At 63.4% G+C, this 14,330-nt stretch carries 14 protein-coding genes; 6 read left to right on the plus strand and 8 right to left on the minus strand.

Going from position 1 to position 14,330, the window contains the following annotated elements; all coding sequences use genetic code 11:
- Positions 1-10 precede the first annotated feature (10 nt).
- The 6 genes from fabG to gmk all read left to right on the plus strand — a co-directional run bounded on the left by fabG (position 11) and on the right by gmk (position 5,550).
- On the plus strand, positions 11-748 hold the full coding sequence (fabG, locus tag PH551_RS09235; protein WP_285192760.1) for a 3-oxoacyl-[acyl-carrier-protein] reductase: 738 nt from the start codon (positions 11-13) through the stop codon (positions 746-748).
- Positions 749-1,035: 287 nt separating this feature from the next.
- On the plus strand, positions 1,036-1,272 hold the full coding sequence (locus PH551_RS09240) for an acyl carrier protein (protein ID WP_003547058.1): 237 nt from the start codon (positions 1,036-1,038) through the stop codon (positions 1,270-1,272).
- Between the two features lie 93 nt (positions 1,273-1,365).
- The gene (gene fabF / locus PH551_RS09245; protein ID WP_285192761.1) at positions 1,366-2,628 is read left to right on the plus strand and encodes a beta-ketoacyl-ACP synthase II; all 1,263 of its coding nucleotides are present in this window, start codon (positions 1,366-1,368) and stop codon (positions 2,626-2,628) included.
- Between the two features lie 132 nt (positions 2,629-2,760).
- The gene (gene mltG / locus PH551_RS09250; RefSeq protein WP_285192762.1) at positions 2,761-3,978 is read left to right on the plus strand and encodes an endolytic transglycosylase MltG; all 1,218 of its coding nucleotides are present in this window, start codon (positions 2,761-2,763) and stop codon (positions 3,976-3,978) included.
- Between the two features lie 18 nt (positions 3,979-3,996).
- A complete protein-coding gene (locus PH551_RS09255; protein ID WP_285192763.1) occupies positions 3,997-4,884 on the plus strand; it encodes a YicC/YloC family endoribonuclease in 888 nt (295 codons plus the stop codon).
- A gap of 3 nt (positions 4,885-4,887) precedes the next feature.
- The gene (gene gmk, locus PH551_RS09260; protein ID WP_064810043.1) at positions 4,888-5,550 is read left to right on the plus strand and encodes a guanylate kinase; all 663 of its coding nucleotides are present in this window, start codon (positions 4,888-4,890) and stop codon (positions 5,548-5,550) included.
- Positions 5,551-5,720: 170 nt separating this feature from the next.
- Here gmk and PH551_RS09265 read toward each other — a convergent pair whose 3' ends face one another.
- The 8 genes from PH551_RS09265 to PH551_RS09300 all read right to left on the minus strand — a co-directional run bounded on the left by PH551_RS09265 (position 5,721) and on the right by PH551_RS09300 (position 14,325).
- The gene (locus PH551_RS09265) at positions 5,721-7,166 is read right to left on the minus strand and encodes an aldehyde dehydrogenase (protein ID WP_285192764.1); all 1,446 of its coding nucleotides are present in this window, start codon (positions 7,164-7,166) and stop codon (positions 5,721-5,723) included.
- 20 nt (positions 7,167-7,186) lie between these two features.
- Complete coding sequence (locus PH551_RS09270) at positions 7,187-7,972, minus strand: coniferyl-alcohol dehydrogenase (protein ID WP_285192765.1); 786 nt, start codon at positions 7,970-7,972, stop codon at positions 7,187-7,189.
- 55 nt (positions 7,973-8,027) lie between these two features.
- Positions 8,028-9,065, minus strand: coding sequence for a branched-chain amino acid ABC transporter permease (locus PH551_RS09275; protein ID WP_285192766.1), 1,038 nt, complete (start codon positions 9,063-9,065; stop codon positions 8,028-8,030).
- Complete coding sequence (locus PH551_RS09280) at positions 9,062-9,994, minus strand: branched-chain amino acid ABC transporter permease (protein ID WP_285192767.1); 933 nt, start codon at positions 9,992-9,994, stop codon at positions 9,062-9,064. Before PH551_RS09280 ends, PH551_RS09275 begins: the two co-directional genes overlap by 4 nt.
- Positions 9,991-10,719 (minus strand): ABC transporter ATP-binding protein, encoded by a 729-nt coding sequence (locus PH551_RS09285; protein ID WP_285192768.1) that lies wholly within the window; start codon positions 10,717-10,719, stop codon positions 9,991-9,993. Before PH551_RS09285 ends, PH551_RS09280 begins: the two co-directional genes overlap by 4 nt.
- The gene (locus PH551_RS09290) at positions 10,716-11,471 is read right to left on the minus strand and encodes an ABC transporter ATP-binding protein (RefSeq protein WP_285192770.1); all 756 of its coding nucleotides are present in this window, start codon (positions 11,469-11,471) and stop codon (positions 10,716-10,718) included. The genes PH551_RS09285 and PH551_RS09290 overlap by 4 nt, the downstream gene beginning before the upstream one ends.
- A 5-nt stretch (positions 11,472-11,476) precedes the next feature.
- Positions 11,477-12,796, minus strand: a complete 1,320-nt coding sequence (locus PH551_RS09295) for an ABC transporter substrate-binding protein (RefSeq protein ID WP_285192771.1) — start codon at positions 12,794-12,796, stop codon at positions 11,477-11,479.
- A gap of 65 nt (positions 12,797-12,861) precedes the next feature.
- Entirely contained in the window at positions 12,862-14,325 is a 1,464-nt protein-coding gene (locus tag PH551_RS09300) for an aldehyde dehydrogenase (protein WP_285192772.1), read from the minus strand.
- Between the last annotated feature and the right edge of the window lie 5 nt (positions 14,326-14,330).

A 14,330-nucleotide genomic window follows, 5' to 3' on the forward strand; every position in this document is an offset into this window, starting at 1 on the left:
GAACCTTCCCATGTTCGACCTTTCCGGCCGCAAGGCTCTCGTCACCGGCGCATCGGGTGGTATCGGCGAGGAAATCGCCCGCCTTCTTCATAAGCAGGGCGCCATCGTCGGTCTGCACGGCACCCGTGTCGAGAAGCTGGAAACGCTGGCGGCCGAGCTCGGCGAGCGCGTCAAGATCTTTCCGGCCAACTTGTCGGACCGTGACGAGGTCAAGGCGCTCGGCCAGAAGGCCGAGGCCGATCTCGAGGGTGTCGATATTCTCGTCAACAATGCCGGCATCACCAAGGACGGCCTGTTCGTGCGCATGAGCGACGAGGACTGGGATGCGGTCCTCGAGGTCAATCTGACGGCGACCTTCCGCCTGACGCGCGAGTTAACGCATCCGATGATGCGCCGCCGCTATGGCCGTATCATCAACATCACCTCCGTCGTCGGCGTCACCGGCAATCCGGGGCAGGCCAACTACTGCGCCTCCAAGGCCGGCATGATCGGCTTCACCAAGTCCTTGGCGCAGGAAATTGCCACCCGTAACGTGACGGTCAACTGCGTCGCGCCCGGCTTCATCGAAAGCGCCATGACCGGCAAGCTGAACGACAAGCAGAAGGAAGCGATCATGGGGGCGATCCCGATGAAGCGCATGGGCACGGGCGGCGAGGTCGCTTCGGCTGTTGCTTACCTTGCATCCTCCGAAGCCGCCTACATGACCGGCCAGACGCTGCACGTAAACGGCGGCATGGCGATGATCTGAAACGACAAACTGTCGGCACGGAGATATTTCCCGCAATAGCATGTTGAGCAATCACGAAGCGTTGATTTTCTGGCTTTGCGGCAGACTTAAACCATGTTAAGCGGGCCAATGACTTTGAACAGTCGTCCCGAGAAAGCAGACGGACCGGCTGGCTTTTCGCAAGCCTGGGACATCTCTGAAGCCGGGTAAATGAGTTTGCCGAGGATGTCTGAAAACATCGCAGGCTGAAACAGGGTAAGGGTGCCGCAACGGCACTCCGATCAGGACATAAGGTCGAGGAAACCGACATGAGCGATATCGCAGAACGCGTAAAGAAAATTGTTATTGATCATCTTGGCGTCGATGCCGACAAGGTCGTCGAGAGCGCCAGCTTTATCGACGATCTGGGCGCTGACTCGCTCGACACGGTCGAACTTGTCATGGCTTTCGAAGAAGAATTCGGCGTTGAAATCCCCGATGACGCTGCCGACTCGATCCTGACGGTCGGCGATGCGGTGAAATTTATTGAGAAGGCCCAGGCCTGATCCTATATATTTGAGAAAGGGCGGGCCTGGAGTCCGCCCTTTTCTTTTCGGCATATTTCTCCATAGAACATAAGAGACGGGGGAAAGCACGCGATGAGACGTGTCGTCATCACCGGTACCGGCATGGTATCACCCTTGGGATGCGGAACTGAGGTGACGTGGTCGCGGCTGCTTGCCGGCCAGAACGGCGCCCGCCTGGTCACCGAATTCGAAGTCGACGACCTTCCCGCCAAGATCGCCTGCCGTATCCCGATCGGTGACGGTACCGACGGCACCTTCAATGCCGATCAGTGGATGGAGCCGAAAGAACAGCGCAAGGTCGATCCCTTCATCATCTTCGGCATGGCCGCCGCCGATATGGCGCTTGCCGATGCCGGCTGGCATCCCGAGACGGATGAGGATCAGATTGCCACCGGCGTTTTGATCGGCTCCGGCATCGGCGGCATCGAAGGCATCGTCGAGGCAGGTTACACCCTGCGCGACAAAGGCCCGCGCCGCATCTCCCCCTTCTTCATTCCGGGGCGCCTGATCAATCTCGTCTCCGGTCAGGTTTCCATCCGTCACAAGCTGCGCGGACCCAATCATTCGGTCGTCACCGCCTGCTCGACAGGTGCGCATGCGATCGGCGATGCCGCGCGGCTGATCGCGCTTGGTGACGCCGATGTCATGGTCGCCGGCGGCACGGAATCTCCCGTCAGCCGTATTTCGCTGGCTGGATTTGCCGCCTGCAAGGCGCTGTCGACCCAGCACAATGACGATCCGCAGAAGGCTTCGCGCCCCTATGACCGTGATCGTGACGGATTCGTCATGGGCGAGGGTGCCGGCATTGTCGTGCTCGAAGAGCTGGAGCATGCCAAAGCGCGCGGCGCCAAGATCTACGCCGAGATCGTCGGCTATGGCCTGTCGGGCGACGCCTACCATATTACCGCGCCCTCTGAAGACGGCGAGGGTGCCGGCCGCTGCATGGCGATGGCGCTGAAGCGCGCCGGACTGACGCCTGCCGATATCGATTACATCAACGCCCACGGTACTTCGACTATGGCCGACACGATCGAGCTCGGGGCGGTCGAGCGCCTGGTCGGCAACGCGGCGTCGAAGATCTCCATGTCCTCGACCAAGTCGGCGACGGGACACCTTCTCGGTGCTGCCGGCGCGATCGAGGCGATCTTCGCGACACTTGCAATCCGTGACAATATCGCGCCGCCGACGCTCAATCTCGACAATCCCGAACGCGAGACGGCGATCGATCTTGTTCCGCACAAGGCTCGTGAGCGAGAAATCGATGTGGCGCTGTCCAACTCGTTCGGATTCGGCGGTACGAACGCATCGCTCGTGCTGCGCCGCTACGCACAGTAAGGGTCCCGTCGTAGCAGGCCGTGTGAAAGCACAAGGACCGGCAGCGGCTTCGTTGAACGGTGGCAGAACCTGCTTTTTGCCGCATTGCTTCGCGAAATAGCGAAATGACGGCCGAGTTATAGAGGATTGCCGGTGAGCGATACGACGAACCAGAGCAACGATACCCAGGCGCAGAAGGGACCGATCATCCCGAAGTCGCCGAGCGAAGCCCTGCGTCCGGAACGTGTTCCCGAGCCGCCGAAACGCTCTAAGAACGCTCGCAGCCAGATCGTCCTTTTCCTGAACTTCATCATGACGATGACTGTGCTGGTCTGCGTCCTCGCCGTCATCGGCTTCTACTACGCGACCTCGACCTATCAGAGCCCGGGCCCGCTGCAGACCAACACCAATTTCATCGTCCGCAACGGTGCGGGTCTCGCCGAAATCGCCTCGAACCTTGAGCGCAACGCGATCATCTCCGATGCCCGCATCTTTCGATATCTGACGGCGACTCATCTTTCCGCCGGCGAGAGCTTGAAGGCCGGCGAATATGAGATCAAGGCGAGAGCCTCCATGAGCGATATCATGGAGCTGCTAAAATCGGGCAAGTCCATCCTCTATTCGGTGTCCTTTCCGGAAGGCCTGACGGTCCGCCAGATGTTCGACCGCATGCTGCAGGATCCGGTTCTGGAAGGCGACTTGCCGGCCGCACTACCGGCCGAAGGTAGCCTGCGTCCGGACACCTACAAATTCTCGCGCGGCACCAAGCGCTCGGAAATCATCGAACAGATGGCGGCTGCACAGCAGAAGCTGGTCGACCAGATCTGGGATAAGCGCGACTCCTCGCTGCCGCTGCGAACCAAAGAAGAATTCGTGACGCTCGCTTCGATCGTCGAAAAGGAGACCGGCATTCCCGACGAACGTGCCCATGTCGCTTCGGTGTTCCTGAACCGGCTTGGCAAGGGCATGCGCCTGCAGTCCGATCCAACGATCATCTATGGGCTGTTCGGTGGCGAGGGAAAACCGGCCGACCGGCCGATCTACCAATCGGATCTGAAACGGGACACGCCTTACAATACCTATGTCATCAAGGGCCTGCCGCCGACGCCGATCGCCAATCCCGGGAAGGATGCGCTGGAAGCCGTCGCCAACCCTTGGAAAACCCAGGATCTCTATTTCGTCGCCGACGGCACCGGCGGTCACGTTTTTGCCGCTACGCTCGAGGAGCACAATGCCAACGTCAAGCGTTGGCGTAAGCTCGAGGCCGACAAGGGTTCGGATCCGAATATCGCCGTCGACGGCCAGCCGGAAGAGCAGCCGGGCGAAAACGGCGCGACCGTCGTGCCGCCGAAGAAAAAGAAGATCAACTGACAGTTTCGGGAGGCTCGCATGGCTTTGCAGTCGATGACCGGTTTTGCGCGGCGCGAGGGAACGAGCGGCCGCTGGCGTTGGGCGTGGGAACTGCGCTCGGTCAACGGCAAGGGTTTCGACCTGCGCCTGCGCCTGCCGCCCGGTCTCGAACGCATGGAGGCGGAGGTCCGCCGCCTTGCCGGCGAAACCTTCAGCCGCGGCAACCTGCAGGCATCGCTGTCGGTCACCGCCGACGAGAACCGTTTCGAGGCACTTCTGAACAAAGAGGCGCTCGCTGCCGTGCTCGCCATGCGCGAACAACTGGTTGATGTGATCGATCCGGCGCCTTTGAAGCTCGATACGCTGCTTCTCGTGCGCGGCATCGTGGAGTTCCGTGAAGGCGAGGATGGCGAGGAGGCGCTTGCCGCCCGTGATGCAGATATTAGCGCTGGGCTGCTCGCCGCGCTTGCCGATCTCAAGGCAATGCGCGCACAGGAAGGCGCGGCGCTTTCCCGCATCCTTCTCGATCATGTCGCGACGATCGAGAGCCTGACGCGGACGATCGAGATGGATCCCTCACGTTCGCCGGCGGAGATCGCGGCCCGGCTTGCGGCACAGGTTGCCTTGCTGATGGACGGCATGGCCGCCCTCGACCGTGACAGGCTGCACGCGGAGGCCGCTTTGTTGGCGACCAAGGCGGATCTGCGCGAAGAAATCGATCGTCTGAAGGCGCATATCGCCGCCGCGCGCGATCTCCTGGCGAAAGGCGGGCCTGCCGGGCGCCGGCTGGACTTCCTTGCACAGGAATTTAACCGCGAATCGAATACCATCTGCTCGAAGTCGAATGCCTCGGCGGTCACCGCCGCCGGCATTGAGCTGAAAGTCGTGATCGACCAGTTCCGCGAGCAGGTCCAGAATTTGGAGTAGGACATGAAACCGGCGAAATCCTCGCCCGTGCAGATCGCCCGCCGCGGTCTGATGCTTGTCATTTCGTCGCCGTCGGGCGCAGGCAAGTCCACGATTGCGCGCACGCTTCTGGAGACCGACAAGCATATCGGCCTCTCCGTCAGCGTCACCACGCGCCAGCGCCGCCCGAGCGAAGTCGAAGGCGTGCATTACCATTTCAAGAGTGTGCGCGAGTTCGAGCGGTTGCGCGATAGCGACGCGCTGCTCGAATGGGCCGAAGTGCATGGCAATTTCTACGGCACGCCGCGCGAGCCGGTCGAGCAGGCCATGGCCGAAGGCCGCGACATGCTCTTCGATATCGATTGGCAGGGCGCCCAGCAGTTGCAGGAGAAGATGTCGGCCGACGTCGTCTCGATCTTCGTGCTGCCGCCGACCATGACGGAGCTCCAGTCGCGGCTGCATCGCCGTGCCGAGGATTCCGAGGAGGTGATTCAGACGCGTCTGGCCAACAGCCGCGCCGAGATCGCCCACTGGCGCGAATATGATTATGTCATCGTCAATGACGATCTCAACACCGCCTTCGACGCCGTCCAGTCGATCGTCAAGGCCGAACGCCTGCGCCGCGACCGCCGCCACGGCATGTTCGATTTCGTCCGAGAGCTGCTGGAAGAGACGCCGTCGCTCTAGCGAGCTGATTGCGTGGATTCGTGCCCTGATGCGGCGCTCGCCAGTGACAGCCATTCCGACACTGGGAATTCGCTGACGTCAGGTTTGAGACAGCACCGCGCCAGGTCACCCACCACGGCATTGTAATGGCGCTCGCCCCCTCGGAAATTTCGCCGGCGCTGCCCGACCTCTCAGAAGGGATAGTGCTGGGCAGAATCCTCCACCGTGATCCAGCGCAGGTCGGTGAATTCGGCAATCGCTGCCTTGCCGCCGAAGCGGCCGTAGCCACTGCCTTTGACGCCGCCGAAGGGCATTTGCGCCTCGTCGTGCAGCGTCGGGCCGTTGACGTGGCAGATGCCGGATTCGATGCGCGCCGCAACCGCCATCGCCCGCTGGATGTTGCGGCTGAAGACGGCGGATGACAGGCCGTATTCGGTATCGTTGGCAACGCGGATAGCTTCCTCCTCGCCGGAGACGCGAATAATCGGCTTGACCGGGCCGAAGGATTCTTCCGAATAGACGCGCATGTCAGGGGTGACGTGATCGAGCAGCGTCGCCTCGACCACGGTGCCGGAGCGCTTGCCGCCGGCCACGAGTTTTGCGCCCTTGGCGGTGGCATCAGTGATCAGCTCCTCCATCTTCCTGGCGGCATCGAGGCTGATCAGCGAGCCGAGAACGACATGACCGCGCGGGTCACCGGCCGGCAACTGGCTGGCGCGGGCGGCCAGTTTAGCCACGAACTGATCGGCGATCGCCGTGTCGACGATGATCCGCTCCGTCGACATGCAGATCTGGCCCTGATGCATGAAGGCGCCGAAAATCGCGGCATTGACGGCGCCGTCGATGTCGGCGTCGTGGAGAACGACGAGCGGTGCCTTGCCGCCGAGCTCGAGCAGAGCAGGCTTGAGATATTTGCCACAGGTCTCGGCGATGATCCTGCCGACCTTGGTCGAGCCGGTGAAATTGACGCGCCTGACGGCCGGATGGGCGATGAGTGCTGCGACGATCTCCGGCGCATCCTCCGGCGCATTGGTGAGAACATTGATGACGCCCGCCGGCAGCCCCGCTTCGGTCAGCGCCGTAGCGATCAGCCGGTGCGTGCCCGGGCATTGTTCGGATGCCTTGAGGATAACAGTGTTGCCGCAGGCGATCGGCATTGCGATGGCGCGGGTGGCGAGGATGACGGGTGCATTCCAGGGCGCGATCGCCAGGCACACGCCGGCCGCCTGGCGAACGCCCATGGAAAGCGATCCGGGCTTGTCGGAAGGGATGATTTCGCCTGAAATCTGCGTCGTCATGGCGCCCGCCTCGCGCAGGATGTTGGCAGCGAGCATGACGTTGAAGCCGGCCCAGGGCGCGGTAGCGCCGGTCTCCTCGATCATCAGCCGGGTAAACTCAGCCACTTTCGAATCCATGATATCGGCGGCCTTCATCAGGATGGCGCGGCGCTGGCCGGGTCCGGTCTTCGACCACGCGCCGAAGGCAGCCGAGGCGGCGCCGACGGCGGCGGCAACATCCTCCAGGCTTGCAGCGGCGGCGCGGCTCGCAAGCTTCTCCGTGAAGGGATCGATGCGGTCATAGGTCCGGCCGCCGGAGGCTGTCCGGTCTGCGCCGTCTATCAGTAGGGAAATATTCATCGTGGGTCTCCTGGAAAGAATTAGAAGCCGAGCACGTCGGCGTTGATGGAGGCTTCGAGGCCGCCGTCGGCGGCAAGATTGGCGCCGTTGATCCAGCGTGCGCCATCCGAGCAGAGGAAGAGCACGGCGGGCGCGATATCGGCCGATGTGCCGGCACGGCCGACGCGGGTGATATCGCTGTCGACCCTGGCGTCGCCGAGCACGGCGCGGAACTGCTTGAGGATGGGTGTTTCCACCGGCCCGGGGCTCACCGCATTGACGCGGATGCCGCGGTTCTTGAACAAGGGTTGGTGGGCCGCGCGCATGGTCCAGAGCAGCAGCAGTTCCTTGGAGAGCGGATAACCTTGCTCGTCCTTGAGGCCGTGTTCGGCGACAACGGCCGCGACATCCGGAAAGCCTTCGATCGAGGTCAGCAATTTGGCCCGCTCGAAATTGGCCCGCCAGCCGTAACCGGCGATCGAGGCGACGTTGACGATGGCGCCGCCTTCGCGCAGGCGCGGTGCGATGGCTTCCGACAGCGCGCGTAGCCCGTAGAAATTGACGGCGAGCGTCGAGACGACGCCGGTATTGCCGGAAAGGCCGGCGACATTGGCGAGCGCATCGAGACGCATCGGCAGCTGCGCTGCGATTTCGGCAACGCCCGATGGCGTGGAGAGATCGCCCTTGATGAAGGCGGCACTTCCATGTGCCGGTTCGCGCACATCGACGCCGATGACCTCGGCGCCCATCTGGCCGGCCAGATCAGCCGTCCGGGCGCCGATGCCGGAGGCGACGCCGGTCACCAGGATTGTTTTACCAAAAAGCATGGATTTTACCTTTCGCAAGAAGACTGGTCGCAAGAAAACCGGGAAGCAGGTCGGTTCATTCTTTCCATTTGATTTTCGTCGGGCCGGGCAATTTCAGCCGATAGCCCACGGGCAGAAGCTGGAGGTTGAAGTGGCGCTCGATTTCGCCCCAGAGGCCGCGCGGCAGGTAGAGCGAGAAGATCAGCGCGGTGGCGCCAAGCCCGATCAGATACCAGACGCCGGCGCTGCCGAAGAAAGTCTCGATCACGAAAAACAGGATGGCGCCGAGGATGGCGCCCTCGAATTTGCCGATCCCGCCGACCAGCACCATGAAGATCATGTAGGCCGTCCACTGGACGCTGAAATAGGTCTTCGGTTGGAAGGTCGTGGCGGTTGCAAGCCACAGGCCGCCGGCAATCGCGATGCCGAAGGCAGCGAGCATGAAGAGCAGCCGCTTGGTGGCGGTTACCCGCACGCCGACCGAGGTCGCCGCCTCCTCATTGTCGCGGATCGCCTGCATCGCCGCGCCCGCGCGGCTGCGCATCAGCATGAACAGCGCGCCGAGCAGGGCGGCCATGGATGCAAGCGCCAGCCAGTAGATCGCCGCCCGCCGCGTGCCGCTGTCATAGACGTTGAGCGAAATCAGCGAGGTTCCGGTTTCCCCCTGGATCAGCCGGTCGAGATTGACGAGCAGGTGCGCGAGTTCGGCCACGACCCACATGCCGATCGCAAACTCGCCGCCCTTCAGCCGCAGCATGAACAGCGAAAGCGGGATCGACAATGCGCCGGTCACGATCGCGGCGGCAAAGACCGAGACGAAAGGATCGAGCCCCGCATCGGCGAGCCGAATGGTGAAATAGGCGCCGAGGCCGAAGAACACCTGCTGGCCGACCGAGACCAGCCCGCCGAAACCGGCAAGCGCATTCCACATGGCGGCCAGGATCACATAGATGAACAGGGCCGTCATCCGGTCGATCGCACCGGCGCCGAGCACGGCCGGCGCAAGGATCAGCAGCGCAAACACCACGGCCATGGAGGCGAGCGCCACCCGCGACGAGGTCGTCCAGCGCTCGATCGATATTCCGTTGGAGGCGAAGCTCGTATTGGGGGTCATGTCGGGCTCCGATGGCGTGCGCGAAGATTGAGGAGGGCGCCGGGTTTCAGAAGTGCTGCTATCTTGTCGAGAACCGGCAGGCGGGAGCGCGACAGCCGGATGAAAAGCACCAGCAGGAACACGGCATGGCCGCCGATCAGAAAGCCTTGCGGATGCAATTGCGCGCCGAGCGATTGGGCAAGGCCGAGGATGATGCCGCCGGCAAGCGTGCCCCAGAGCGATCCGGCTCCGCCGATGACCGCGGCCTCGAAGGCAAAGAGAAGCTGCGGGCCGCCGGCATAGGGGCTGAAGGTCGCCCGCATGCCGAGAAAGGCGCCGGCAATGCCGATCGTGACCATGGTGATGGCGGTCGCCACCGAATTCACCCTGCGCGCATCGATGCCGACGAGTCCCGCCGTATCCGGATCTTCGGCCGTCGCGCGGATGGCGCGGCCCAATGCAAATCGGCCGAGGAAGAATTGCAGCCCGCCGAGAATGAGGATCGCCGTTACCATCATCATCACGGCAAGCTTGCCGACGAAGATGTGGCCGGGCAGCTGCCAGGATGCATAGGAGAGATTGCCGATGAAGGGCGCGAGCGATCGTGTGTCGGCGCCGAACTGTTCGAACAGCAGATTGTCGATGACGATCGACAGGCCGAAGGTCGTCAGGATCGGCAGCAGCGTGCCGCCGCGGGCGCTGCGTTCGAGGATGAAGCGCTGCAGCAGCCAGCCGATTACCGCCATGACGGGCAGCACGATCAATAAGCCGGCGAAAGGTGGAATGCCGGCCTTGGCGGCGAGCAGCCACAGCCCGTAGGCGGCGGCGACCGCCAGGCTCCCATGCGCGAGATTGATGATCCGCATGACCGAAAACATGAAGGACAATCCGCAGGCGATGACGGCGTAATAACCGCCAAGCAGGAGGCCCTGGATCAGGGTGTTGATCATGATGCGCTCCTTTCGCCGGCTGTCCGGTGCAGTCCGAAATAGGACTTGGTGACCTCGTCGCGGGTGACGGCGGCTGCCGGCCTGTCGAGCACGATGCGGCCTTCCAGCATGCAGATGATGCGGCTTGCGACACTCATGGCGCGGCCGAGATCCTGCTCGACCAGCACGATGGTCGTTCCCGAAGTCAGCAGCGCCTGCAACTGGGCATAGACGCGGTCGACGACCAGAGGCGAAAGCCCGAGCGAGACCTCGTCCAGGAGAAGAATATCGGGATTGCTCATCAGCGCCCGGCCGATGGCGGTCGCCTGCTGTTCCCCGCCGGAGAGGTGCCCGGTCTTGGCGTGACGGCGGGGTTTCAGGTTAGGAAAGGCGTCCAGAATGCGGTCGATGCTCCACTCGCCGTTGCGCCCGCAGCTCTTGCCAAGAAGCAGGTTCTCTTCCACCGTCATCTGCGAAAACAGGCGCCGGCCTTCCGGCACCAGGGCGATGCCCTTGGCGATCCGCTTGTGGGAGGGGACGGCAGCCAGGTCTTCATCATCGAGAAGGACGCGGCCGGAGGAGGGCAGATGGGCGCCGGCGATTGATCGGAGCAGCGTCGTCTTGCCGGCGCCGTTGGCGCCGACCAGCGCCAGCACCTCGCCTTTAGCGATATCGAAGCTGACCCCGCGCACCGCCTGGAGCAAGCCGTGGCGGACGTCAAGATTCTGGACGGAAAGAAGGCTCATGCCGGCGTCCCTCCAAGATAGGCCTTGACCACTTCCGCATCGCTCATGACACTCTTGGGTTCGCCATCGGCGATGATCCGGCCGGCATCCATGCAGATCAGCCGTTCGGCTACCTGCAGCAGGATATGAACGATATGCTCGATCCAGACGATGCCTATGCCGCGGCGGCGCAATTCCAGGATGGCTTCGACGAGTTCGCTCGCTTCGCCATCGGTCAGTCCGCCGCCGATTTCGTCGAGCAGCAGCAGCCGCGGCTGGGTGGCGAGCGCACGGGCAAGTTCCAGCCGTTTGCGATCGAGCAGGCCGAGCGTGTCGGCCTGGCGGTTGGCGACCCCGAGCATGCCGCAGAGCGACAGTGAATCCACCACCCGCTCATAGGCCTCGTCGCGGCTTGCCGCATTGCCGTGCGAGGCGGCGACGAAGACATTTTCGAAGGTCGTCATGCCGCTGAAGGGTTTGGGGATCTGATGCGTCCGCACGAGACCTGACCGGCAGCGTTCCGCCGCCGTCCGGCTGGTAACGTCGGCGCCATCGAAGGTGATGCTTCCCGCACTCGGCGGGTAGGCGCCGGCGAGCACGCTGAGCAGCGTCGTCTTGCCCGCGCCGTTCGGCCCGACGATGCCGACCGCCTCGCCATCGCCCATGGAGAAATCTAGGTTCTCCAGCACGAAAAGCGCGCCGAACCGCTTGTGGATCCCCCTGGCCGAGAGAAAAGCTTCCCCCGGCCGTCTTTGAGCTTCTTGCCTCTGCACTGTTGTTATCCGTTATAGGCGGTGAGCTTGGCGCCGACCGGAACGTTGGGGTCGGTGGCGTTTTCGGTGACGACGTAGTCGAGCGCGAATTTCGAGCCCTCCGGTGCCTTCACCCACTGCGTGCCGATGATCGGCCCGGGAGAAACATTGGCGACGGGACCGCTGGTGAAGTCGACCTTGCCGGCGATCGTCGTGGTCTTCAGCGTGGCGAGCGCCTTGGCCACCGCCTCCTTGTTCTTGACGTCGGTGCTCGCCTTCAGCGCATCGAAGCCGGCGTCGAGCAGCGCCAGGCTGGCGCCGAGCTGCTGCGTCCACTGCTTGCCGCTTGCCGTTTCATAGCCGTCGGCGAGTTCGGTTCCGGAGACGCCGGTCAGCGTGGATTTGTAAGGGAAGGCCTTGTGCCAGTAGGCGGCGCTGCCGATGTTGAGGCCGAGATCGCCGAGCGCCTCGATGTCGGATGGAAAGAGGCCCGTCTTGGCGACCTGGCAGATCTTGATCTGCTGAGTCAGACCCTGCTGCGCCGCCTGACGCCAGAAGGCGGCGAAATCGGGTGGGATCGGGAAGGAGTTGAAGATCTCCACACCTTCCTGCCGGAAGAGAGCGATCTGCGCCGAAAAATCGGTGGTCCCGGTTTCATAGGCGCCGGGATCGACGATGGTGAAACCCGCCTTGGCAAGTGCGGGCGCCAGATGCGCGCGGATCGCATTGCCGTCGGCATCGTTCGGATACATGACGCCGACCTTCTTGTTGGTCTCGATCAGGTTCCACTGCGAGACATAGGCCTTGTGGAACTCTTCGACGCCGAAACCGAAATGGTAGGTCCACTTGAACGGCGAGGGCGCGCCGGGCTTGGCGCCGCGGCCGAAATACCAGGCTTCCCAGGGCATCACGGTAGAGAGGCAAGGAATGCCTGCCGCCTCGCAGGCATCGGCCACCGGATTGATGGTTTCGGGCGTCGAGACGGCGAGCATCAGGTCGATCGCCTCATTGTTGATCAGGTCCTTCGCCAGCTGGCCGGCGCGCGAGGGGTCGGACTGGGTGTCCTGGTCGAGTATCTCCACCTTCCAGGTCTTGCCGCCCGCCTGCAGGCCGTTCGCCAGCGCCTTGCGCGCAAGTTCCAGCACATAGCCGTCGGTCTCGCCGAAGCCGCCGAGAGGGCCGGTGCGCGGGCTGATGAAGCCGACCTTCAGCGTATCGCCGCCTTGGGCGAAAGTCGTGCGGCCGGAAAGCGCCAGCGCTGCACTGCCTGCGGCAGCCGATGCGATGAAAGAGCGGCGGGTGAGAGACGCCGCGTTGAGTTTGCCGTTGCGGAAAATGCCGTTCATGAAATCGTTCCTCCCTCTTGATGCGGGCCTCCCAGCCCGTTTCCTGTGTTCATCCCGATCCGGACTCAGATCGGGTAGCGTCGTTTCCCCGATGCCATGGTGATCCATCTGAGCTCGGTGAATTCGTCGATTGCGGCCTTGCCGCCGAAGCGACCGTAGCCGCTTGATTTGACGCCGCCGAACGGCATTTGCGGCTCGTCGGAAACCGTGGCCTCGTTGATGTGGCAGATGCCGGATTCAAGCCGCATGGCAACGGCCATTGCCGCATTGACGTCGGCACTGAAAACCGCCGCCGAGAGCCCGTATTCATTGTCGTTGGCAACCGTCACCGCCTCGTCGACGCTGCGTACCCGGAGGATCGCCGCCACCGGCCCGAAACTCTCTTCGCGGTAGATGCGCATGGCAGGCGTCACGTGATCGATGACAGTTGCATCCATCAGCGTGCCGTTGGGCCGGCCGCCGCAGACGAGCACCGCGCCCTTCTGCAGGGCATCGTCGACGAGCGACTTCACACGCCGCGCCGCTTCGGCGTTGATCAGCGTGCCGAGCGGCGTATTGCCGTCCCCGGGATGGCCCGCAACGAGGGTTTCGGCCTTCGCCCGGAATTTGCCGACGAAGCTGTCGGCGATCTCGTCCATCAGGATGATCCGCTCGGTGGACATGCAGATCTGGCCCTGGTTCATGAAGGCGCCGAAGGCGGCAGCCCCCACCGCCTCGTCGATATCGGCATCGGCCAGCACGATGAACGGCGCCTTGCCGCCGAGTTCGAGCAGGCAGCGCTTCAGATGCCGCGCCGCCGTTTCCGCGATGATCCTGCCGACGCGGGTGGAGCCGGTGAAGTTGATGCGGCGCACGGCCGGATGGGCGATCAGGGTGTCGACGACGGCAGCGGCATCGCTCGGCGCATTGGAAACGACATTGACGACGCCGGGGGGAAAACCGGCGTCACGCAGGATGTCGCCGATCAGGCCATGGGTCTTGGGGCAGAGTTCGGAGGCTTTCAGGACGACGGTGTTGCCGCAGGCAAGCGGCATGGCGACGGCGCGGGTGCCGAGAATAATGGGCGCATTCCAGGGCGCGATGCCGACGCAGACGCCGGCCGGCTGGCGCACCGCCATGGCAAGGTTTCCGGGAATGCCCGATGGAATGAGCTCGCCCGAGATTTGCGTGGTCATCGCCGCCGCCTCGCGGAAAATATCGGCGCCGAGCCGGCAATTGATCGCCGCCCATTGCGTCGTGGCGCCGGTTTCGCCGGTCATGGCGGCAACCAGTTCCGGCGCACGGGCATCGAGAAGTTCGGCGGCGGCATTGAGCAGCTTGCGCCGTTCCCCGGGGCCGGTCTGCGACCAATCGGGAAAGGCGGCAGCGGCGGCATTGGCGGCCCGCGTCATGTCGGCGACGGATCCTGCCGGAGCGATCGTCGCGACATCGCCGGTCAGCGGATCGATGCGTTCGAAGGTGGCCCCCTCGGAAGCATCCATCGCCTCGTTGTTGATCATCAGCTTTGCCGAAAACACGGTTTCACCCATTTGTC

Source organism: Rhizobium atlanticum, assembly GCF_030182485.1.
In the GTDB taxonomy this organism is placed as follows: Bacteria; Pseudomonadota; Alphaproteobacteria; order Rhizobiales; family Rhizobiaceae; genus Rhizobium.

Excerpts from the sequence above, each read along its gene's own strand:
- fabF (WP_285192761.1), top strand. The coding sequence starts at position 1,366 with ATGAGACGTGTCGTCATCACCGGTACCGGCATGGTATCACCCTTGGGA.
- PH551_RS09300 (WP_285192772.1), bottom strand. The coding sequence starts at position 14,325 with ATGGGTGAAACCGTGTTTTCGGCAAAGCTGATGATCAACAACGAGGCG.
- PH551_RS09255 (WP_285192763.1), top strand. The coding sequence starts at position 3,997 with ATGGCTTTGCAGTCGATGACCGGTTTTGCGCGGCGCGAGGGAACGAGC.
- PH551_RS09275 (WP_285192766.1), bottom strand. The coding sequence starts at position 9,065 with ATGACCCCCAATACGAGCTTCGCCTCCAACGGAATATCGATCGAGCGC.
- PH551_RS09265 (WP_285192764.1), bottom strand. The coding sequence starts at position 7,166 with ATGAATATTTCCCTACTGATAGACGGCGCAGACCGGACAGCCTCCGGC.
- PH551_RS09295 (WP_285192771.1), bottom strand. The coding sequence starts at position 12,796 with ATGAACGGCATTTTCCGCAACGGCAAACTCAACGCGGCGTCTCTCACC.
- gmk (WP_064810043.1), top strand. The coding sequence starts at position 4,888 with ATGAAACCGGCGAAATCCTCGCCCGTGCAGATCGCCCGCCGCGGTCTG.
- fabG (WP_285192760.1), top strand. The coding sequence starts at position 11 with ATGTTCGACCTTTCCGGCCGCAAGGCTCTCGTCACCGGCGCATCGGGT.
- PH551_RS09280 (WP_285192767.1), bottom strand. The coding sequence starts at position 9,994 with ATGATCAACACCCTGATCCAGGGCCTCCTGCTTGGCGGTTATTACGCC.
- PH551_RS09285 (WP_285192768.1), bottom strand. The coding sequence starts at position 10,719 with ATGAGCCTTCTTTCCGTCCAGAATCTTGACGTCCGCCACGGCTTGCTC.
- PH551_RS09240 (WP_003547058.1), top strand. The coding sequence starts at position 1,036 with ATGAGCGATATCGCAGAACGCGTAAAGAAAATTGTTATTGATCATCTT.
- PH551_RS09270 (WP_285192765.1), bottom strand. The coding sequence starts at position 7,972 with ATGCTTTTTGGTAAAACAATCCTGGTGACCGGCGTCGCCTCCGGCATC.